We start from the raw sequence: 19,606 nt of genomic DNA, 5'->3' as shown, positions 1-19,606 counted from the left end.
CCGGTGATGCGCACCGGCGGTCAGCGGATGGGGTTCCAGCCGTCGGAGCCGCGCAGGTAGTCGACCATCTCGTAGTTCGCGGCCTCGCTGGCGGACATCTGCGGCCGGTTGGCGTTCACCGTCGCGCCGGGCCCGGTGTTCTGGTACTCGCGCAGGCGCGCGTCCTCCCAGGCCAGGCCGGACATGTCCGACCACGGCTCGTTGGTGCGGATGTGCGCGCCGATGTAGGTCTCGCGGTAGAGGACCTGGCCGCGCGCGGTGGTGGAGCCCCCGGCGGGCCACGGGCGGCCCAGGTACACGGAGTTGTCGGGGGCGTTGGCGGTCAGGGTGCACCGGTAGAAGAGCATCCCGTACGGGTTGGCGATCTCGGTGCTGGGCGCGACAATGTACCCGTTGTTGGTGGTGGAGCCGCGGGTGAGCGACTTGACGGTGCACCCGTCGAACACGGCGGTGCCGCGCCCGAAGATGAAGTCCACGTCCCCTTCGACGTAGCAGTCGTGGTAGTACTGGCGCGACACGGTGGTCGCGCTGGCCGAGTCGGTCAGGAGCGTGTCCTGGTTGCCGAGGAAGCGCACGTTGTCGAAGACCATGCGGTCGCCCTGGACCTTGACGGCCACGGCCTGGCTGCTGCCGTTCGCGGCCTCGTCGTAGGTGTTGGCGAACGTGAGGTCCTCGGCGGTGAAGTTCGCGCCCTGGAGGAGGACCGAGGCGCTGCCGCTGGTCCCCCACGTGCCGCCCGAGCCGTTGTCGCAACTGGCGCAGCGGTTCTCGTGGATGACGACGTCGGCGGCGTTCCCGGTGGCGCCGATGAGGGTCAGGCCGGTCTTGGAGGAGGGCACGGTGACCGCGCCCTTGTAGTTCCCGGCCTTGATGAGGATCGTCGCGCCGGAGGCGGCGGCGTTGACGGCGGCCTGGACGCCGGTGTAGTCGCCCGAGCCGTCGGCGGCCACGACGATGTCGGCGTCGATGTCGCCTTCGGCGGGGATCAGCCGCCACTGCTGGTTGGCGCCGCCGGTGGCCGTGTACTGGGAGATCCTGCCGCCGTTTGCGGTCGACCACTCCCACACGTCGAGGGCCTTGCCCGAGGCCCGGTTGACGAAGGTGGCGTAGCCGCCGCTCTCGGTGATCCGCCACTGCTGGTTGGCCGAGCCCGCGTCGCCCCACTGCTGGACCTTCGCGCCGTCGGCGGTGGAGCCCGACTCGACGTCGAGGACCTGCCCGGAGTGGCGGACCTGGATCTTGTAGTAGCCGCCGCCCACGTCGGTGAAGCGGAACTGCTGGTCCTGCGATCCGTTGCCGGACCACTGGACGAGTTCGGCGCCCGCGGCGGTGGAGGCCGCGCGGATGCCGAGGACGAGGCCGGAGTGGCGGGACTGGACGTTGTACCAGACGCCGGTCTCGAAGGCCTGCGCGCTGGAGGCGGTGAACAGGGCGGTCGTGGCGGCCAGGACGGCGCCGAGGAGGAGCGCGAGCGCCGCGGTGAGCACGCGCCGCGGGCGCACGCTTCCTAGGCGCGCTGGGGCAATCGATTGCATGTCGACTCCATTGGGACGCGCCCGGTCGCTGAGCATGCCGGGAGGAGAATCTCCTCAGCAATCCAGGCATTTACAGTTGTCGATCCAGATTGTAGGGCAAACGGTCTCAGGGCGCTACCGCGCCGCGCCCCCGCCGGGCTCCGCCCGGGCCCGCAGAGCCCGGGCGGACGGGATTCAGCCGTTCACGGCCACCACGACCATCGCCACCGCGGCGATCACGTCGAGGAACAGGCAGAACTCGGTCATCGAGCGGACCACGACGCGGCCGCTCCGCCGATGCCAGAGGTCCCATGCGGCGTGGGCCAGGAGGCCCGCGGCCACGATGTAGGCGGCCGCCGCGCCGCCGATCAGGAGCACCGCGACGGAGGCCGCGCCGAACCCGACCATGGCGAGGGACTGGAGCGGGAACTCCTCGAACGGGCGGGTCGCGCCGCGGACCAGGCCGTACAGCGCGAAGGCGGCCGCGAAGCCGAGGAGGACCCAGGTGGTGGCGTCCTCCCAGGGCGTGAACCCGGCCGCGCCGATGACCACGAAGGCCACCCAGAACACCGGCCAGGCGGCGCGGGGCCGCTTGAGCGCGGCCGCGCCGAGGTAGACCAGCCCGGAGGCGGTCAGCACGGGCGCCAGGTCGGCGCCGGAGGCGAGGTCGTACGCGATGAACGCGCCGAAGGCGATGCCCGCGGCGGCGGGCCACAGCCGCAGGAGGCGGTTCCCGGCGAGCTCAGGGGTGGCGGTCGACATTGGAGGCTCCTCGTATACCAGGTGGGGGTATCGGACTCCCCCAACGATCCGCCTCTCCCGCGCACCGGTCAAGCCCGCGACCTGCCGGTGTCCGAAATCTTGGGAACCTCGTCTTCCGGACAACCCCTGATCGCGCCTACAGTGAGGGGATGGACCCGCACCGCGTGGTCGTCGTCGGCTACGACGACGCCGAACTCCTCGACATCGCCTGCGTCACCACCACACTCGACGCCGTCAGGCACATCGACCCCGCCTGCCGCTACGACCTCGTCCTCGCCACCCCCGGCGGCGGGCCCGTCACCTGCTCCAGCGGCCTCGTCCTCAACGGGCAGGCCGTCCTCGAACGCGTCCGCGGCCCCGTCGGCACCCTCGTCGTCTCCGGCGGGCTCGGCCACACCGGCGCCGCCGACGACGAGCGGCTCACCGGCCACGTGCGCCGCCTCGCCCGCGAGAGCGAGCGCGTCGCGTCCCTGTGCACCGGCGCGAGCGTCCTCGCCGCCGCCGGCCTCCTCGACGGGAGGCGCGCCACCACCCACTGGCGCTTCGCCGACGAGCTCGCCGCGCGGTACCCGCAGGTCGAGGTGGACCCGCGCCCGATCTGGGTCCAGGACGGGAACGTCTACACCGCCGCGGGGGTCACCAGCGCGCTCGACCTCGCGCTGTCGTTCATCGAGGCCGACTTCGGGGCCGACATGGCCCGCTGGGTCTCCCGCGCCATGGTCACCTACCTGCACCGGCCCGGGAACCAGGCGCAGATGAGCATGTTCACCGCCGCGCCGCCCGCCGACCACGACACGGTCCGCAAGGTCGCCGACCACATCGCCGCCTCGCTCGACGGGGACCTGTCGACCGAGGCGCTGGCGCGGCTCGCGCGGGTGAGCCCGCGGCACCTGACGCGGCTGTTTCGCGCCCACCTGCGCCAGACGCCGGGCCGGTACGTCAGGAAGGCCCGCGTCACCTCCGCGGCGCAGCTCCTGTCCTCCACGGACCTGCCGGTGGCGCGGGTCGCGGCGCGCTGCGGGTTCGCCTCGGCGGAGGCGCTGCGGCAGGCGTTCGCGAAGGAGTACGGGATCGCGCCCTCGCAGTACCGGACCGTCGCAGCGAATGCCGGTTAGGGCACGGACTTGATGGGCCACACCAGGATGCCGCCGAGGAGCGTGACGCCCGCGGCGACGGCGTACAGCCCGGCGTAGCCGCCGAACCCGGCGATGATCGGCGCGGCCAGGGCCGGGCCGAGGACCTGCGGGACCGTGGAGGCGATGTTGATGATGCCGAGGTCCTTGGCGCGGTCGGTGGCGGCGGGGAGCACCTGCGTGATGAGGGCCTGGTCGACCGAGAGGTAGACGCCGAACCCCGCGCCCATGACGGCGGCGGCGACGATCGCCGCGGGCCAGGTGTGCCAGAAGACGAGGATGAGCGCGGCCGCGGTGATGACCACCGAGGACGCGGTGACGAGGGCCTTGCGGCGCCCGATCCGGTCGGAGACGACGCCTCCGGCGACGGCCGTGGCGATGACGCCGCCGGTGTACAGGAGCGTCAGGATGAGCACGCCCTGCTCGGGGTCGGGGTATCCGACGGCGTCGTCGAGGAAGTACAGCAGGTAGAGCGTGCCGGTGGCGTTGCCGAGCATGACGAGGAACCGGGTGAACCAGGCCCACGCGAAGTCGGGGTGGGCCTTCGGGGAGACCCAGAACGTGTCGAGGACGGCCCGCCAGGAGAACGGCGGGCGGGCGCGGCGCGGGAGGGGCGGGTCGGGGGTGGCGATGACGAAGGGCAGGGCCATCGCGGCGGCGGCGAGGCCGATGACGATGTAGCCGGCCGAGAGGTCGGTGACGAGCATGGTGACGATGACGGCGCCGACGACGAGCCCGAGGGCCTGGGGGAACCCGATCCAGCCGGAGACGACGGCCCGCTGGCGCACCGGCACGTGGTCGGGGATGCCCGCGTTGAGGCTGGCGTACCCGGCGTTCAGGGCGGCCTGGGCGAGGCACCAGCACACCAGGACGCCGAGGACGGAGGTCTGGAACCCCAGGAGGCACAGGGCGGCCGCTCCGGCGGCGACGCCGCCGAGGGTCCAGGGGTGGCGGCGGCCGAAGCGGCCGGCGGTGCGGTCGGAGAGGGCCCCGGCGAGGGGGTTGGCGACGACGGCGACGAGCGCGCCGATCCCGGTGACGAGGCCGAACGCGGCGACCTTCCCGTCCTCGTCGATCGCTTCGAGCTGGAGCGGCAGGAGCACCTGGATCGGGGTGAAGAACGCCATGTACAGGCCGAGCATGGCGGTGGTGATGCCGCCGATCCAGACGCGGCCGACGTTGCGGACGGGTTCGGCCAGCGCGGCTTCGGGGGCGGTCTCGGCGTCGGGGGCGGGCGGGGCGGTGGTCATCGCCGCTGCTCGGCGATGAGGGCCGCGTAGCGGTCGAAGGAGTCCTTGGGGGTGCGCTCCAGGGTCGCGAAGTCGACGTGGACGAGGCCGAAGCGCTGGTGGTAGCCCTCGGCCCACTCGAAGTTGTCGAGGAGGCTCCACACGAGGTAGCCGCGGACGTCGGCGCCCTGCTCGACGGCGGCGGCGACGGCCTTGACGTGCGCTTCGAGGTAGTCGATGCGGGCCTGGTCGCGGATGCGGCCGTCGGCGTCGGGGGCGGTGTCGTAGGAGCAGCCGTTCTCGGTGACCCACAGGGGCGGGAGGGCGGGGCCGTAGTCGGCGGTGAGCTCCAGGAGGGTCTGGGTGAGGCCGGAGGGGATGACGGGCCAGCCGAAGTCGGTGGTGTTGACGTGCTCGAACTCGGCGAGTTCGAAGGGGAGCGGGGTGGTGCCGGGTTCGGGGGCGGTGACGCGGGTGGGGTTGTAGTAGTTGACGCCGAGGCCGTCGATGGGGGCCTTGATCCGGTCGAGGTCGCCGTCCTTGACGAACGGGAGGGGCCCGGCGAGGCCGAAGCCGTCGAGGTCGGGGTAGGCGCCGAGGAGGACGGGGTCGGTGAAGAGGCGGCGGTGGAGGGTGTCGTAGGCGCGGGCGGCCTCGGTGTCGGCCTTGCTGCCGCTGTAGGGGATCGCGGGGGTGTAGGAGTTGGTGAGCATGACGTGGGGGGCTCCGGCGGCGCGGAGGGCAGCGGTGGCGAGGCCGTGGCCGAGGAGCTGGTGGTGGGCGGCGGGGAGGGCGTCGAGGAGGTAGGTGTGGCCGGGGGCGTGCTGGCCGAGGGCGTAGCCGAGGGCCATGTGCTCGAAGGGCTCGTTGAGGGTGATCCAGTGGCGCACGCGGTCGCCGAGGCGGTCGGCGACGGCCGCGGCGTAGGCGGCGAAGCGGTGGGCGGTGTCGCGGTCGAGCCAGCCGCCGCGGTCTTCGAGGGCCTGCGGGAGGTCCCAGTGGAAGAGGGTGGGCATGGGGGTGACGCCGGCGTCGAGGAGGGCGTCCACGAGGCGGTCGTAGAACGCGAGGCCGGGTTCGTTGACCGGTCCGGTCCCGTCGGGCTGGACGCGGGGCCAGGCGACGGAGAAGCGGTAGGCGTCGGCGCCGAGGCGGCGCAGGAGGGCGACGTCCTCTTCGTACCGGTGGTAGTGGTCGCAGGCGGTGGCGGCGGTGTGGCCGTCGCGGACCTTGCCGGGCGTCGCGGTGAACGCGTCCCACACGGAGGGGCCGCGCCCGTCCTCGTCCACGGCCCCTTCGATCTGGAACGCCGAGGTGGCGGTCCCCCAGACGAATCCCTCGGGCAGGCGCGGTATGGCGGCCACGGGCACCTCCGAACGTGACGTGAGTTACGTTCGTGAAGATACCAGGTCGTGAACCGGCCGGTAACCCCGCTTGGGGGCGCCCGGCGGCGCGGATCGCGCGCGGGGAGGCGCCGAGTTCGCGGCGGCAGGCCTTGTTGAACGCCTGGAGGTCGGGGAGGCCGACGGAGGCGGCGACGGCCGCGATGGAGAGCGTGGACTCGCGCAGGAGGTGCGCGGCGCGTTCGAGGCGGCGGCGCCTGATGTGGGCGACGACGGTGGTGCCGGTGGCGGCGCCGAAGAGGCGCGTGAGGTGGTTGTGGGACAGGCCGACCGCGGCGGCGATGCCGGGGACGGTGAGGGGCCGCGGGAGGTTCGCCTCGATGTGGGCGAGGGCGGCGGCGACGGCGGGGTGCCCGGCGGGTTCGGAGGGCAGCTCGGTGAGCCGCCACAGGACGGTCCAGACCTCGGCGGCGGCGCGGGCGGGGGTCTGTGGCTGGGCGGCGACGGCGCGGCGGAGGGCCTCGGCGACGGGGGCGCGGGCGGGTCCGGCGTCGCGCATGACGGGGACCTCGTGCGCCGCACCGGCCTCGATGAGTCTGAAGTGGACGTACAGGTGCTCGGAGGCGCCGCGGTAGCGGAAGCGGGCCTCGGCGCCGGGCGGGATGAGGCTGACGCGGCCGGGCCGGATCTCGTGGGGCGTGCCGTCCACGGCGAGGTCGGCCTCGTAGTCGTAGAGGTGGAGCTGCCACAGGTCGGGCAGGCGGAAGTGCTCCTCGTCGATGTTGCGCCCGTGGAGGCCGACGCCGGCCTGGACGACGGCGGGCGGGGAGGCGAGGTGGAGCCGGACGTGCTGCATGGGGAGAATCGACCACCAGTCGGTGATTACGGCCAACGACAGGGCCGAGATTAGCCCCTACGTTAGGTGCATGGCAACCACTGATCATCTGCTGTCCTCGGTCGAGGTCGCGCGCTTCGTCGCGAACGGCTTCCACCGCATGGACGCCGTCGTCCCCCCAGAGCTCAACGACGAGGCCGTCGGCGTCTTCGACGCCGGGGTCCCCGTGGAGTACCTCGGCGAGCCGGTCCCGAAGGTGTTCGCGGAGGGCTCGTTCACGCGGCGCCTCCTCGACGTGCCCGCCGTCGCCGGGGCGCTGCGCAGCCTCGTCGGCCCCGACCCGCTCGTGGACCACCAGGCACTCCACGTCCGCGAGCCGCACGAGGGGTCGGCGCAGCCGCTCCACGGCGACGCGATCATCGACACCCGCGCGGACGCGTTCGACGTCCAGCTCATGTACTACCCGCACGAGGTCACCGGGACCATGGGCGGGACCCTGTCGGTGCCCGGCTCGCACCTGCGCCGCACCAACGAGTCCGACACCGGCCGCTACCAGAACCTGCGCGGGCAGACGCGGCTGACGTGCCCGGCCGGGACGGTGGTGCTGCTGCACCACGGGATCTGGCACGGGGGGCGGCGCAACGACTCCGACGTCCGCCGCTACATGTACAAGATCCGGTTCAACCCGACGGTGCCGCAGATGCGGCTGTGGGACACCGCGGACCTGGACGACCCGGGCGTGGTCCGCGAGCTGTCGGTGTTCCACCCGTGGACCGAGCACGCGACCGGGCGGCTGGAGATCTACAACCGCATCAAGCTGTGGCGGGCCATGACCGGCGACGCCTCGTTCGACATCGACCTGTGGGCGACGCGCGTCGCCAACCGCCCTGGGAGGGCCGCATGAAGCAGCAAGTCCTGGTCATGTACCTGAACACGTCCGGACTCGACTCGGAGGTCCTCGCGTGGTCCTTCTACGACGGCACCGGCAAGTCCGACCCGACCACCGGCGACAGCGACCTGCCGCCGTACGACTCGGGCGTGGAGGCGCTGCGGGACGGCTGGCGGCTGTTCCAGGCGTCGCAGCTGATCCCGCCGTACCCGGGGCACGAGTACGACACGTCGTTCCTCAAGCACGAGTTCTGGTTCGAGAAGCTCGAATAGGACGGCCCGCGTAGGGCGACATGAGGGCCCGGGCCTTGCGGCCCGGCCCCTCATGCGCTGCGGCGCAGGCGGTCGCGGCGGTGGGCGGCCATGCGGACGGGGGCGTTCGGGGCGCCGTAGCCGAGGTGGCCGCCGATGCGCTGCACGACCTCGAAGAAGACGCGGGAGCCGAGCACGGGCGTGTAGCAGTGCAGGAGTTCGCCGTGCGCGTCGCGGTCGTAGAGCAGCGAGCGGTCGCGCAGCCGGCCGAGGCGCTCGGGCGGCGGGGCCAGGCGCGCGTCGAGGTCCTCGTAGTAGTTGGCGGGGATCTCCAGGAGCAGCCCGGCCTCGCGCAGCCGCGTTGCGGCCGCGGTGATGTCGCCGGTCGCGAAGGCGACGTGCTGGGGGTGCGGGACGGCGGGGGCCCAGCCGCCGCGGCGCACCGCCGCGACGCTCAGGGCGATCCGGACCCGGTGATGCGCGTCGGCCATGGACAGGCTGCGCATGAGCCCGAAGGGGGCCGCGACCTCGGCGGGCGTCTCGGGGTCGAGGCCGAAGACGGTGCGGTAGAACAGGGCCGCGCCGTCGAAGTCGTCGGTCTGCTGCGTCAGGGCCACGTGGTCGATGCCGAGGAGGCCCGCGCCGGCGTCGGCCGGCTCGCCGGTCGGAGCGAAGTCGGCCCGCCAGCCCTCCCGCGCGTCGGTGCGGCAGAAGAACACCGAGGTGCCGCCGGGGGCGGCGACGGCGGCGAGGTCCGCTTCGCCGGCGCGGTGCTCGCGCGGCAGGATCGGGGCCAGGAGCCGTTCGGCCCGGCGGGCCGAGGCGGGCGGGTCGGTGCTCTCGACGGCGATGGCGGCGACCGCGGTCGCGCCCTCCGCCGCGGCGGCCCGGTTCACGAGGATGCGCGCGGTCCCCTGCTCCCACAGGTCGACCGGTTTGGACCGGTGCGCGCCGCCGCGGGTGAAGCCGAGCGCGCCCAGGGCCGCGGCGACCTCGGCGTCGGCGCCGGGCCCCGCGCCGATCTCCACGAACGCGACGCCGTCGAGGCGCGGCGGCGCGGGCAGGGCGGTGTCCACGGACGCGGCCTCCTGGAGGCCCAGGAGCGACCGCAGGGCGTCGACGGCGGCGGTGCGCGGGTCCGACTGGCGGAACACGTCGTTGAAGACCTCCAGCGACAGCGGCCCGGTGTAGCCGGTGTCCAGGACGGTGCGCAGGAACGCGGCGAGGTCGAACGCGCCCTGGCCGGGGAACAGCCGGTGGTGGCGGCTCCACTGGAGGACGTCCATGTCCATGCGCGGGGCGTCGGCGAGCTGGAGGAAGAACAGCTTCTCGGGCGGGATCACGCGGATCGCCGAAGTGTCGGACCCCCGGGAGAGGATGTGGAAGCTGTCGAGGCACAGGCCGAGCGAGGGGTGGTCGGCGCGGCGCACGATCCGCCAGGCCCGGTCGAAGGTCGAGACGTGGCGGCCCCAGGCGAGGGCCTCGTAGGCGATGCGCACGCCGTGGGCGGCGGCGCGTTCGGAGAGGAGGTGCAGGTGCTCGGCGGCCAGGTCGTCGTCGTCCACTGAGTCCGGATGGACGGTGGAGCACACGAGGAGCAGATCGGCCCCCAGGCGCTCCATGACGGCGAACTTGTGCTCGGCCCGGCGCAGGTTCGCGGCCAGGAGCGGCGGCGGCACGGCCTCGAAGTCGCGCAGCGGCTGGTACAGGTCGATCGCGAGGCCGAGGTCGGCGCAGCGGGCGCGCACCTCCTCGGGGGTGTCGGCGGACGCGACGAGGTCGGGCTCGAAGACCTCGACGCCGTCGAAGCCCGCGGCCGCGGCGGCAGTGAGCTTGTCGTCGAGGGTGCCCGAGAGGCACACGGTGGCGATGCCCATGGGGTGCAAGGGTTCCTCCTCAGCGGGCGGCGGCGAGCGCGTCGAAGTGGCGGAGCATCCGGTCCGCGTCGGGTTCGGCGCCGGTGAACAGCCGGAAGGAGTCCACGGCCTGGTAGACGGCCATGCGGCCGCCGTCCAGGACGCGGCATCCGGCGGCGCGCGCGGCGGCGAGCAGCGCCGTCTCCAGCGGGAAGTAGACCACTTCGGCGACCCACAGGCCCGGGTGCAGGAGCGCGGGCGGGACGGCGGTGCCGGGGTGCGCGGCCATGCCGGTGGGCGTGGCGTGGACCAGGCCGTCCGCGCCGTCGAGGGCGGCCGCGAGACCGCCCGCGGGCCCGGCGGCGATGCGATCGCGTCCGAAGTGGGCGCCGAGGGCGTCCACGAGGCGGGCGCTGCGGTCCGCGTCGAGGTCGAGGACGGTGAGGCGCCCGGCACCGATGCCCAGGAGCGCGTGGGCGACGGCCGCGCCCGCGCCGCCCGCGCCGAGGAGCACGACCCGGTCGAGGCGGGCCCCGGCGAGGCCGCCCATGGCGCTGCGGGCGAACCCGGAGGCGTCGGTGTTGTAGCCGACGGCCTTGCCGCCCTTGAACAGGACGGTGTTGACGGCGCCGAGGACGGCGGCCTCCTCCGAGAGCGCGTCGAGGTGGGCGATGACGGCCTGCTTGACGGGGTGGGTGACGTTCAGCCCGGTGTATCCGGTGAGCCGCGCGGCCGCGAGCAGGTCGCCGACCCGGTCGGGCCCGACGCCGAGTTCGAGGAGGTCCAGGCGCCGGTACTGGTAGCGCAGGCCCAGTTCGTGGGCCTCGCGCTCGTGGAGCGCGGGGCTGAGGGAGGGCCCGATCCCGGCGCCGACGAGGCCGATGAGGTGCGCGCCGGGAGCGCCGAAGTCTGTGGGCACGTGGCCTCCTCGCCGTTCGGCTTCTTTGTACGAACTAGTTACTTCAACCTAGCAACCTTGCGCCCGTTTGAAAAGACCCGGTGAGAGGCCCGCCCGCCGCCGCCCGTCCGGCCGGCCCGCGGCCTCGCGAGCTAGAGTTGCGGTTCCGCCACTCCCCCGACACGAGGTCCCGCTTGAGCACCCGAGAGACCGCCCCGGCCGCCGACCGCGTCCGCGACCCCCAGCGCACCCGGGCCGAGATCCTCGACGTCGCCACGAGCGAGTTCGCCGCCAACGGCTACGCGGGCGCCCGCGTCGACGAGATCGCCGCGAAGACCCGCACCACCAAGCGGATGATCTACTACTACTTCGAGTCCAAGCAGGGCCTGTACCTCGCCGTCCTCGAACAGGCCTACTCGGTGATCCGGTCCCTGGAGCGGCAGGTCGACGTCGAGCACCTCGACCCGCTCGCCGCCCTGCGCGAGCTCGCCGAGCTCACCTTCGACCACCACGAGTCGCACCCCGACTTCATCCGCCTGGTCTCCATCGAGAACATCCACGGCGCCAAGCACCTCGCGCAGTCCGAGATGCTCCCGAGCCTGTCCGCGCCCGTGCCCGAGCTCATCGGGCGCATCCTCGAACGCGGCTGGGCCGCCGGGGTGCTCCGCGAGGACGTGGACGCGCTCGACGTCCACATGCTCATCTCCTCCTACTGCGTCTTCCGGATCGCCAACCGGCACACCTGGAGTACCATCTTCGGGCGCGACATGCTCGACCCGGGCCGCCGCGCGCACTACCGGACCATGCTCGGCGACATGGTCGTCGACTACCTCGCCAAGCGCTGACCACACGCGCCACTCCCGCAACATCGAAGGGCCGCAATGCATGCTGCCCGCCGACCTGCGCATTTCCCCTGCCGCGCCCCCTTGACAGCGCCGCCGCACCGGCGAATGATCGGAGATTAACCAAGCAGTACATAACTATCCAGTACGTTCATCACCGCGATGACCATCTGGCACCCCCCGCCGCCCCTGCAATGGCGCAAGGAGATCACCGTGTCCGACCACCCCGCCCCCCGACCGCCGGACGCCGCCCGCCGCGGCACCCCCAGGCGCACCGCCGTCGCCGCCTGGATCGGCTCCGCCCTGGAGTACTACGACTTCTTCATCTACGGGACCGCCGCCGCCCTCGTGTTCGGCAAGGTCTTCTTCCCCACCGAGCACGCCGCGACCGGCACCCTCCTCGCCATCGCCACCTTCGGCGTCGGCTACGCCGCCCGCCCCCTCGGCGCGGTCGTCCTCGGCCACGTCGGCGACCGCTTCGGCCGCAAGCGGGTCCTGGTGTTCACGCTCCTGCTCATGGGCGCCACCACGTTCCTCGTCGGCTGCCTCCCGTCCTACGAGTCGATCGGCGTCGCCGCGCCGGTCCTGCTGGTCACCCTGCGGCTCCTCCAGGGCCTGTCGGCCGCGGGCGAGCAGGCCAGCGCCAACTCGATGAGCCTGGAGCACGCGCCCGCGCACCGCCGGGCGTTCTTCACGTCCTGGACGCTCAGCGGGACGCAGGCCGGGCAGCTCATCGCGACCGCCGCGTTCCTGCCCGTCGCGGCCCTCCCCGAGGAGGACCTCCTGTCGTGGGGCTGGCGCGTCCCGTTCTGGGCCAGCGTGGTCATGGTCGTCGTCGGGTACGTCATCCGCCGCCGCATCGAGGAGACCCCGGTCTTCGAGGACGAGGCGAGGGCCGGGAACACCGTGAAGCTGCCGCTCGCGGTCCTCATGCGCGACCACTGGGCCGACGTGCTGCGCGTGGTGTGCGCGGCGCTCATCGCCTCGGTGTCCACGATCTTCACCGTCTACGCCCTGACGTACGCGGTGAACACGGTGGGCCTGGAGCGGACCCCGATGCTGTGGGTCGGCGTCGCGGCGAACCTCCTCGCGGTGGCGCTCATCCCCATGTGGGGCGGGGCCGCGGACCGGTTCGGGCGCAAGCCAGTGTTCCTGTTCGGGTCGCTGGGGTGCGGGGTGCTCATCTTCCCGTACCTGTGGGCGATCTCGGTCGGGAACTGGGCGCTCATCTTCGGGCTCGGGATCGTCCTGTTCGGGCTCGTGTACCAGGCGGCGAACGCGACCTGGCCGTCGTTCTACGGGGAGATGTTCACCGCGCGGGTGCGCCTGTCGGGCATGGCGATCGGCACGCAGATCGGGTTCGCGATCAGCGGGTTCCTGCCGACGGTCGCGGTCGCCCTGGAGGGCGCCGACAAGGGCGCGTGGGTGCGGGTGGCCGTGTTCACGGCGGTTATGTGCCTGGTCAACGCGGTCGCGGTGTTCACCGCGCGCGAGACGTTCAAGGTCCCGACCGAGGAGCTGGGCGTGAAGGGGGCGCCGGTGCGGGCCGCCGCGGGCGCCGCCGACTGACCCGTTTCGCCCTCGCCTCGGTCGATTCCTCTATACCGTGGCGAGGGCGTTCCCCTGGTGTTCATTCGACGTTGGTGGAACCGCATACCCGTGCCGCATAGCGTCCGGGGCGAGAGACAACCGAACGCGACGACCCCCGCCCGCGTTCCCCATCGGACTGCCATGGAGAAGCGAATGCAACCCCAGATCCCGGAACGACGCCGCCTTCAGGTCTTCCCGTCGGTGCACGGCGGGCGCTCGGCGCTGACGTGCAAGTACCGCTGCGGCGACGCGTGCAGCCACGACGTGCCGAACACCTCCGACAACGAGTACCTGGGCGACGTGATCGCCAAGGCCCTCTCGCGCCGCGGCCTGTTCAAGGGCGGCGTGGCGGCGGGCCTGGTCGTCGGTGCGACCGGTGCGCTCGCGGGCTCCGCCGCGGCCGCCGAGACCGACGGGGCCTCCTCGGCGACGCGCTGGGGCCGCGGCCCGAAGGGCCTGGACTTCGACGCGGTCGCGCCGAACCGGGCCGACGCCGTGTCCGTGCCCGACGGGTACGAGCCGCAGGTCGTGATCCGCTGGGGCGACCCGGTCCTGGAGGGGGCGCCGGAGTTCGACCCCGAGAACCAGACGCCCGAGTCGCAGGCCGGCCAGTTCGGCTACAACAACGACTACACGGCGCTGCTCGACCACCCCGACGACCGCCGCAAGAAGGTCCTCGTGTGCAACCACGAGTACACCACCGAGAGCTCCATGCTCCCGGACTACGACGAGGCCGCCCCCACCGAGGACCAGATCCGCATCGGCCTGGCCGCGCACGGCCTGTCGGTCGTCACGGTCGAGGAGGACCGCCGCACCGGCGCCCTGACCCCGGTCGTCGGCGACGGGCTCAACCGCCGCATCACCGCCGAGACGCCGTTCGTGATCTCCGGCCCCGCCGCGGGCTCGGACCTGCTCAAGACCACCGCCGACGCCGAGGGCGCGACCGCGCTGGGCACGCTGAACAACTGCGCGGGCGGGACCACCCCGTGGGGCACGATCCTCTCGGGCGAGGAGAACTTCAACCAGTACTTCGCGAACTTCGCGACCATGACCGACGCCGACCAGAAGGCGAAGCTCGCCCGCTACGGCTTCTCCGGCGGGGCCTCGGCGCGCAAGTGGGAGCAGTACGACCCGCGCTTCGACCTGGAGCAGGAGCCCAACGAGCCCAACCGGTTCGGGTGGATCGTGGAGCTGGACCCGTACGACCCGGAGTGGGCGCCGCGCAAGCGGACCGCGCTGGGCCGCTTCAAGCACGAGGGCGCGGGCCCGCGCCTGGCGCGCGACGGCCGCGTCGTGGTCTACATGGGCGACGACGAGCGCTTCGACTACATGTACAAGTTCGTGTCCAAGGAGAAGATGAAGTCGGGGAGCTCGCGTCGCGCCCGCGAGCACAACCGGAAGCTCCTCGACGAGGGCACCCTGTACGTCGCGCGGTTCACCGGCGACAGCCCCGCCGCCGAGATCGACGGCACCGGCGCGCTCCCCTCCGACGGCCGGTTCGACGGCTCGGGCGAGTGGATCAAGCTCGCGTCCGGCACCACGTCGTACGTGGACGGCTTCTCGGCCGAGGAGGTCTACGTGTGGACCCGCCAGGCCGCCGACAAGGTCGGGGCGACCAAGATGGACCGCCCCGAGGACGTCGAGCCGAGCCCCAAGACCGGCAAGGTGTACGTGGCGCTCACGAACAACACCAACCGCGGCACCGGCTCGAACGCGAAGGCCGACGAGGCGAACCCGCGCAACGCGAACAAGCACGGCCAGATCCTGGAGCTGACCGAGCGCCGCGACGACCCGACGTCCCTGACGTTCGGCTGGAACCTGCTGCTGGTCTGCGGCGACCCGGCCGCGGCCGACACCTACTTCGGCGGCTTCCCCAAGGACCAGGTCTCCCCGATCTCCTGCCCCGACAACGTGGCGTTCGACCCGTACGGGAACCTGTGGATCTCCACCGACGGCAACGCGCTCGGCTCGAACGACGGCCTGTTCGCCGTCGCCCTGGAGGGCCGCCACCGCGGCCTGACCAAGCAGTTCCTCACCGTCCCGATCGGCGCCGAGACCTGCGGCCCGGTCGTCCAGGAGAAGCACATCCTGGTGGCGGCCCAGCACCCGGGCGAGCTCTCCGGCGCGTCCTACGACAACCCGCTCTCGCAGTGGCCCGACGGCCCCGGCTCGATCCCGCGCCCCTCGGTCGTGAACGTGACCACCGACCGGTTCGGCAGCATCGGCTGCTAGCGCGCTGAAGACGAGGCGGCGCCCGGGACCGGGCGCCGCCTCTCGGCGTCCCTGAAGGCAGGACCGCGGTTGCCGAACCGGTTCAGCGGCGGCTAGGTTCGACCGGGCCGAAGCGCGGTCCGCCGACTTGGAGGTCCCTCTCATGCCCGTCGCATTCGTCTCCGGCGCGTCCCGCGGCCTCGGCGCCGTCATCGCCCGCCGCCTCGCCGCCGACGGGCTCGCCGTCGCCGTCAACTACGGGACCAGCCGGGACGGCGCCGAGCGGGTCGCGGCCGACATCCGCGCCGCGGGCGGCACCGCGGCCGCGTTCGGCGCCGACGTCACCGACGAGGCCGCGGTCGCGGGCCTCGCGGACCGGGTCCGCGCCGAGCTCGGGCCGGTCACGGTGCTGGTGGCGAACGCGACCGGCCCGCAGCCCGAGACCCCCGTGGACCGCCTCGAATGGGCCGACCACCTCGCGCAGCTGGAGTTCTTCGTGAAGAGCCCGACGCTCCTGCTGCGCGCGTTCCTCCCGGACATGCGCGCGGCGGGCGGCGGCCGGGTCGTGCAGATCGGCTCGGACATGTTCGAGCGGGCGCTGGCGGGCTGGTCGGCGTACGTGGCGGCGAAGGGCGCCCAGTGGGGGCTGACGCGCTCGTGGGCGCGGGAGCTGGGGCCGGACGGGATCACGGTGAACCTGGTGGCGCCGGGGTGGACGCCGGTGGAGCGGCACGGCGAGCTGACGGACGCGGACGTCGCGGGGTACCTCGCGGACGTCCCGATGGGGCGCATGGGCGTCCCCGAGGACGTCGCGGCCGCGGTGTCCTACCTGGCCTCCGACGCGGCGGCGTTCGTGACGGGCCAGCGCCTGACGGTCAACGGCGGGCACACGATCGACTGACCGGTCCGGCCGCTTCTCTCGTCCATGCGACCGGGCCGGCCGCGGGGGGTCGCCCCGCGGCCGGCCCGGTCGTTCTGGGCGGCAAGGTCTCCGGTGCGAACTCAGTTCAGATAAGGTCCGTCGTCGCCGACCTGGCCGGGGGCGTCGGTGAGCGCGGTGTCGAGCACGTAGACGGCCATGTCGCCCTGCCCGGATACGGTGGCGGTCAGGGTCCCGTTCGCGACCGTCTCGACGTCGCCGGTGACGGCGTCGGTGTAGGTCCCGTTGGGGATGTCGGTGAACGTCGCGGAGGAGGTGATGGCGACGAGGACGAAGCTGTCGGTGGCCGCGTCGGTGTAGCGGCGTTTGAACGCGATGCCGCCGCTGACGTCCTCGGTGGAGTACTGGCCCATGGAGAGCGCCGGGACGGCCCGGCGGATCTCGTTGAGGCGCTGGAGGTGCTGCACGAGCGGCTGGTCGAGGGTGGCCGCGATCGCGCCGGTGGCGGATTCGACCTCGCCGAAGTCACTCACGGCGAGCGTGCCTTCGAGGTGGTCGCCGTAGTAGGCGCGTCCGGTCTCGGCGAGCGGGCAGGTGGGCCCGCAGTCGATCCGCACGCCCGCCTGGAACTCGATCTCGGAGCCGTAGAACAGGGTGGGGACGCCGCGGAACGTCCACATGAGGTTCATGTTCTCGGCCCAGGCGTCGGTGCCTCCGGCGTAGCGGGTGCTGGACTTGTTGGGGCCGTAGTCGTGCGAGTCGACGTAGACGGCGTTGTACGTGGCGTCGTTGACCCAGGCGTCGGAGTCCTTGCCGTTGAAGAACGCGTTCGAGGCCTCCCCGAAGTTCATGTGCATGCGCATGTCGATGATGTTCATGCCGGAGAACTGGGAGTGGTCGGGCGCGTGGTAGGCGTTCCCGTCGAGGAACGCGTTGTCGCTGGTGGGCTGGTTCTCGGTGCCCTGGGCGTTCTCCCAGTCGTACTGCTCGATCGCGGCGGCGACGTCGTCCGCTGCGTATTCACGGCGCTCCTGCCAGGTGTAGAACTGCGCGGAGTGGTTGACCGAGCCGCGGTTCCAGCGGTCGTGGACGAACGCGGCGACCTCGCCGAAGATGTAGAAGTCCTGGGCCTTCTCCTCTCCGTACTTCTCCACCAGGTGGTCTTGGAGCGCGGGGAGGAAGACCCGGTTCCAGGTGACGCGGGGGATGTGGACGGCGGTGTCGACGCGGAAGCCGTCGACGCCCATGTCGATGTACTGCTCGTAGGCGCCGATCAGGTAGTCCTGGACCGCTTCGTTCTCTGTGTTGAAGTCGGCGAGGTCCTCGTGGATCCAGCAGGAGCGGGCGTCCTCGCCCTCCCAGTTCCCGATCCAGCACTGGTGGTAGTGCTGGGAGGAGAACATGCCGGAGGTGGGGCTGGGCCACTGGCAGTTGTAGACCCGCCAGCCCTCGGCGCTGTAGTTGCCGGTGAAGACGCCCCAGTTGCGGCAGGTGTTGCCGGCGGGCTCGGCGGTGGACCAGAGGTCGCCGTTGTAGTAAGAGCGGCCGGAGTTCGGTTCGACGGCGAGGCCGTCGTAGGTGAAGTCGGGGTTGGGGTCGTCGTAGAAGTCGCCCCACTGGTCGTCCTGGACGCCGTAGACGGTGGGGGTCTCCAGGCCGACCGCGCCCCAGCGGGAGGAGTGGTTGAAGACCACGTCCTGGTAGATCTTCATGTCCTTGCCGTGGGCGGTGTCGATGAGGTCCTGGTAGGAGGCCCCTTCGGATTCGAGGCGGGCGTCCACTTCGTAGAAGTCGTACCCGTGGTAGCCGTGGTAGTCGTAGTCGGAGCGGTTGAGGACGACCGGGGTGATCCACACGGCGGAGAAGCCGAGGGCCTTGATGTAGTCGAGGCGCTCGATGAGGCCGGAGAAGTCGCCGCGGAACATCGGGTCGTCGTACTCGGCGTTCCCGGAGGTCTCGTGCTTGGCGCCGCCGCGGTTGTTGGACTCGTCGCCGTCGTAGAAGCGGGCGGTCATGACGAAGTAGATCGGGTCCTGGCGGGGGTCGCCGCCGAGCATCTCGCCGCCCGCGGCGGCGGGCGGGGCGTCGCCGGTGGTCGCGGTGGCGCCGGTGGCGCCGGAGAGGTTCCCGGCGGCGTCGTAGGCGGCGACGGTGTAGGCGTACTCGGTGTTCGGGTCGAGGTTCGCGTCGGTGAACCTGGTGGCGGCGGTGGTGCGGGTGACGGTGCCGTCGGCGGAGGTGCGGGTGAGGCGGTAGCCGGTGACGCCGACGTCGTCGGTGGCGGCGGTCCACGACAGGATCACGGTGGTGGCGTTGACGGTGGCGGTGACGCCGGTCGGGGCGGCGGGGGCGACGGTGTCGGGCTCGGCGGCCTCGCACGGGTCGGCCGCGACGGCGGTGACCTCGGTGCCGGAGACGAGCGTGCGGCCCTCGCCGATCCGGTAGTCGCTGCCGCCGTTGTTGTCCCAGATGCCGCCGCCGTTGTTGAACGCGGCGGTCAGGCCGGTCGCGGAGCCGAGGGGGACGGTGAGGCGGGCCCACCCGGCGCAGGCGGGCTCGGCCATGGCGGTGCCGGGGGCGGTGGTCCAGGTCCCCGCGAGCGCGTAGTGGAGGTAGGCCTGGGTCCAGCCCATGGAGGTGAGGTCGTAGTAGACGACGGCTTCGGCTCCCCCGCAGGGGTTCCCGGCGCTGACCCGGCCGCCGGCGACGGTGGTGTCGCCGGGGCCGACGCGGTAGTTCGCGCCGCCGTTGTTGTCCCAGGCGCCTGCGCCGTCGTTGAAGACGACCTGCGCTCCGGCGGCGGTGCCGAGGTCGATCGTGCGGGTGTGCCAGCCGGTGCAGGCGGCGGCCATGGGGACGCCGGGGACGGCGGTCCAGGCGCCGCCGTCGGGGGCGTAGTGGATGTTGGCGCCGCTCCAGCCGGAGGCGGCGCGGTAGTAGACGGTGGCGGTGGTGGCGGCGGCCGTCGCGGCGGGGACGGCCGCCAGCGCCATGAGCGCGGCGGCCAGTGCGAGGACGGCGGCGAGCAGCCGGGAACGGCGGCGGGGTCCGCGAGTCATGTCGGGCTCCTGTGGGACGTGGTTGTCGGTCTCGTCGGTTCTTGCCGTTCCCAGATGATTTCTTGCAGATCTTGCAAGAAGTAGTCAGACCTTAGCACAGACTTTCCTATATAGCTATGTCTCGATTGGTAGCGCTGAGTGCCGCGGGCCGTATATCCATCCCTAGCCCCCACCCACCCAGGGGACCATGGCGGCGATCTTTGCCCGGGGGTCCGACAGAACGCCGGGCCGCGCGGGGGTCGCGGCCGCATTGTCACCCGTCCGGGTGGCATGGCGTCGGGCACACCCGCCCCGCGAGATTTATCGAACACCCG

Annotated in this window: 14 protein-coding genes and 1 pseudogene; 7 read left to right on the top strand and 8 right to left on the bottom strand. The window is 72.4% G+C overall.

Annotated elements, in window-relative coordinates:
• Positions 1-20 precede the first annotated feature (20 nt).
• Together ACFFXY_RS22925 and ACFFXY_RS22920 are read right to left on the bottom strand one after the other, a co-directional pair.
• A complete protein-coding gene (locus ACFFXY_RS22925) occupies positions 21-1,502 on the bottom strand; it encodes a pectinesterase family protein (protein WP_382356191.1) in 1,482 nt (493 codons plus the stop codon).
• A 207-nt stretch (positions 1,503-1,709) separates the two neighbouring features.
• Positions 1,710-2,276: a hypothetical protein gene (locus ACFFXY_RS22920; RefSeq protein WP_382356189.1), complete on the bottom strand. Its 567-nt coding sequence runs from the start codon at positions 2,274-2,276 to the stop codon at positions 1,710-1,712.
• A gap of 149 nt (positions 2,277-2,425) precedes the next feature.
• Here ACFFXY_RS22920 and ACFFXY_RS22915 point away from each other — a divergent pair, with 149 nt between their 5' ends.
• The gene (locus ACFFXY_RS22915) at positions 2,426-3,391 is read left to right on the top strand and encodes a GlxA family transcriptional regulator (protein ID WP_382356187.1); all 966 of its coding nucleotides are present in this window, start codon (positions 2,426-2,428) and stop codon (positions 3,389-3,391) included.
• On the opposite strand, the gene ACFFXY_RS22910 is transcribed toward ACFFXY_RS22915, so the two are convergent.
• From ACFFXY_RS22910 to ACFFXY_RS22900, 3 genes and pseudogenes are all read right to left on the bottom strand, one after another.
• Positions 3,388-4,659 (bottom strand): MFS transporter, encoded by a 1,272-nt coding sequence (locus ACFFXY_RS22910; protein WP_382356712.1) that lies wholly within the window; start codon positions 4,657-4,659, stop codon positions 3,388-3,390. The genes ACFFXY_RS22915 and ACFFXY_RS22910 overlap by 4 nt on opposite strands.
• A complete protein-coding gene (locus ACFFXY_RS22905) occupies positions 4,656-6,002 on the bottom strand; it encodes a GH1 family beta-glucosidase (RefSeq protein WP_382356185.1) in 1,347 nt (448 codons plus the stop codon). The genes ACFFXY_RS22910 and ACFFXY_RS22905 overlap by 4 nt, the downstream gene beginning before the upstream one ends.
• Before the next feature lie 145 nt (positions 6,003-6,147).
• Positions 6,148-6,540 (bottom strand): annotated as a pseudogene (locus ACFFXY_RS22900) (helix-turn-helix domain-containing protein); the annotation flags it as partial.
• Between the two features lie 367 nt (positions 6,541-6,907).
• Here ACFFXY_RS22900 and ACFFXY_RS22895 point away from each other — a divergent pair.
• A complete protein-coding gene (locus ACFFXY_RS22895; protein ID WP_382356183.1) occupies positions 6,908-7,720 on the top strand; it encodes a phytanoyl-CoA dioxygenase family protein in 813 nt (270 codons plus the stop codon).
• On the top strand, positions 7,717-7,977 hold the full coding sequence (locus ACFFXY_RS22890; protein WP_382356181.1) for a hypothetical protein: 261 nt from the start codon (positions 7,717-7,719) through the stop codon (positions 7,975-7,977). The genes ACFFXY_RS22895 and ACFFXY_RS22890 overlap by 4 nt, the downstream gene beginning before the upstream one ends.
• A 50-nt stretch (positions 7,978-8,027) precedes the next feature.
• Here ACFFXY_RS22890 and ACFFXY_RS22885 read toward each other — a convergent pair whose 3' ends face one another.
• A complete protein-coding gene (locus ACFFXY_RS22885; protein WP_382356179.1) occupies positions 8,028-9,833 on the bottom strand; it encodes a bifunctional sugar phosphate isomerase/epimerase/4-hydroxyphenylpyruvate dioxygenase family protein in 1,806 nt (601 codons plus the stop codon).
• Positions 9,834-9,852: 19 nt separating this feature from the next.
• Positions 9,853-10,731 (bottom strand): shikimate dehydrogenase, encoded by an 879-nt coding sequence (locus ACFFXY_RS22880; protein ID WP_382356177.1) that lies wholly within the window; start codon positions 10,729-10,731, stop codon positions 9,853-9,855.
• Between the two features lie 173 nt (positions 10,732-10,904).
• On the opposite strand from ACFFXY_RS22880, the gene ACFFXY_RS22875 reads away from it, so the two are divergent.
• The 4 genes from ACFFXY_RS22875 (at position 10,905) to ACFFXY_RS22860 (ending at position 16,254) form a co-directional block, all read left to right on the top strand.
• Complete coding sequence (locus tag ACFFXY_RS22875; protein WP_382356175.1) at positions 10,905-11,555, top strand: TetR/AcrR family transcriptional regulator; 651 nt, start codon at positions 10,905-10,907, stop codon at positions 11,553-11,555.
• A 159-nt stretch (positions 11,556-11,714) separates the two neighbouring features.
• Positions 11,715-13,121 (top strand): MFS transporter, encoded by a 1,407-nt coding sequence (locus ACFFXY_RS22870; RefSeq protein WP_382356174.1) that lies wholly within the window; start codon positions 11,715-11,717, stop codon positions 13,119-13,121.
• A 174-nt stretch (positions 13,122-13,295) separates the two neighbouring features.
• Positions 13,296-15,374: a PhoX family protein gene (locus ACFFXY_RS22865; RefSeq protein WP_382356172.1), complete on the top strand. Its 2,079-nt coding sequence runs from the start codon at positions 13,296-13,298 to the stop codon at positions 15,372-15,374.
• Positions 15,375-15,516: 142 nt separating this feature from the next.
• A complete protein-coding gene (locus ACFFXY_RS22860) occupies positions 15,517-16,254 on the top strand; it encodes an SDR family oxidoreductase (protein ID WP_382356170.1) in 738 nt (245 codons plus the stop codon).
• Between the two features lie 101 nt (positions 16,255-16,355).
• Here ACFFXY_RS22860 and ACFFXY_RS22855 read toward each other — a convergent pair whose 3' ends face one another.
• Positions 16,356-19,292 carry a carbohydrate binding domain-containing protein gene (locus ACFFXY_RS22855; protein WP_382356168.1) on the bottom strand — a complete coding sequence of 979 codons (2,937 nt, stop codon included), beginning with the start codon at positions 19,290-19,292 and terminating at the stop codon, positions 16,356-16,358.
• Positions 19,293-19,606 lie beyond the last annotated feature (314 nt).

Origin of the sequence: Glycomyces mayteni (assembly GCF_042428885.1) — a bacterium.
Taxonomy (GTDB): Bacteria; Actinomycetota; Actinomycetes; order Mycobacteriales; family Micromonosporaceae; genus Glycomyces; species Glycomyces mayteni.
The sequence above is the reverse complement of the archived record's forward strand: the minus strand, read 5'-3'. Positions and strand labels throughout refer to the sequence as shown.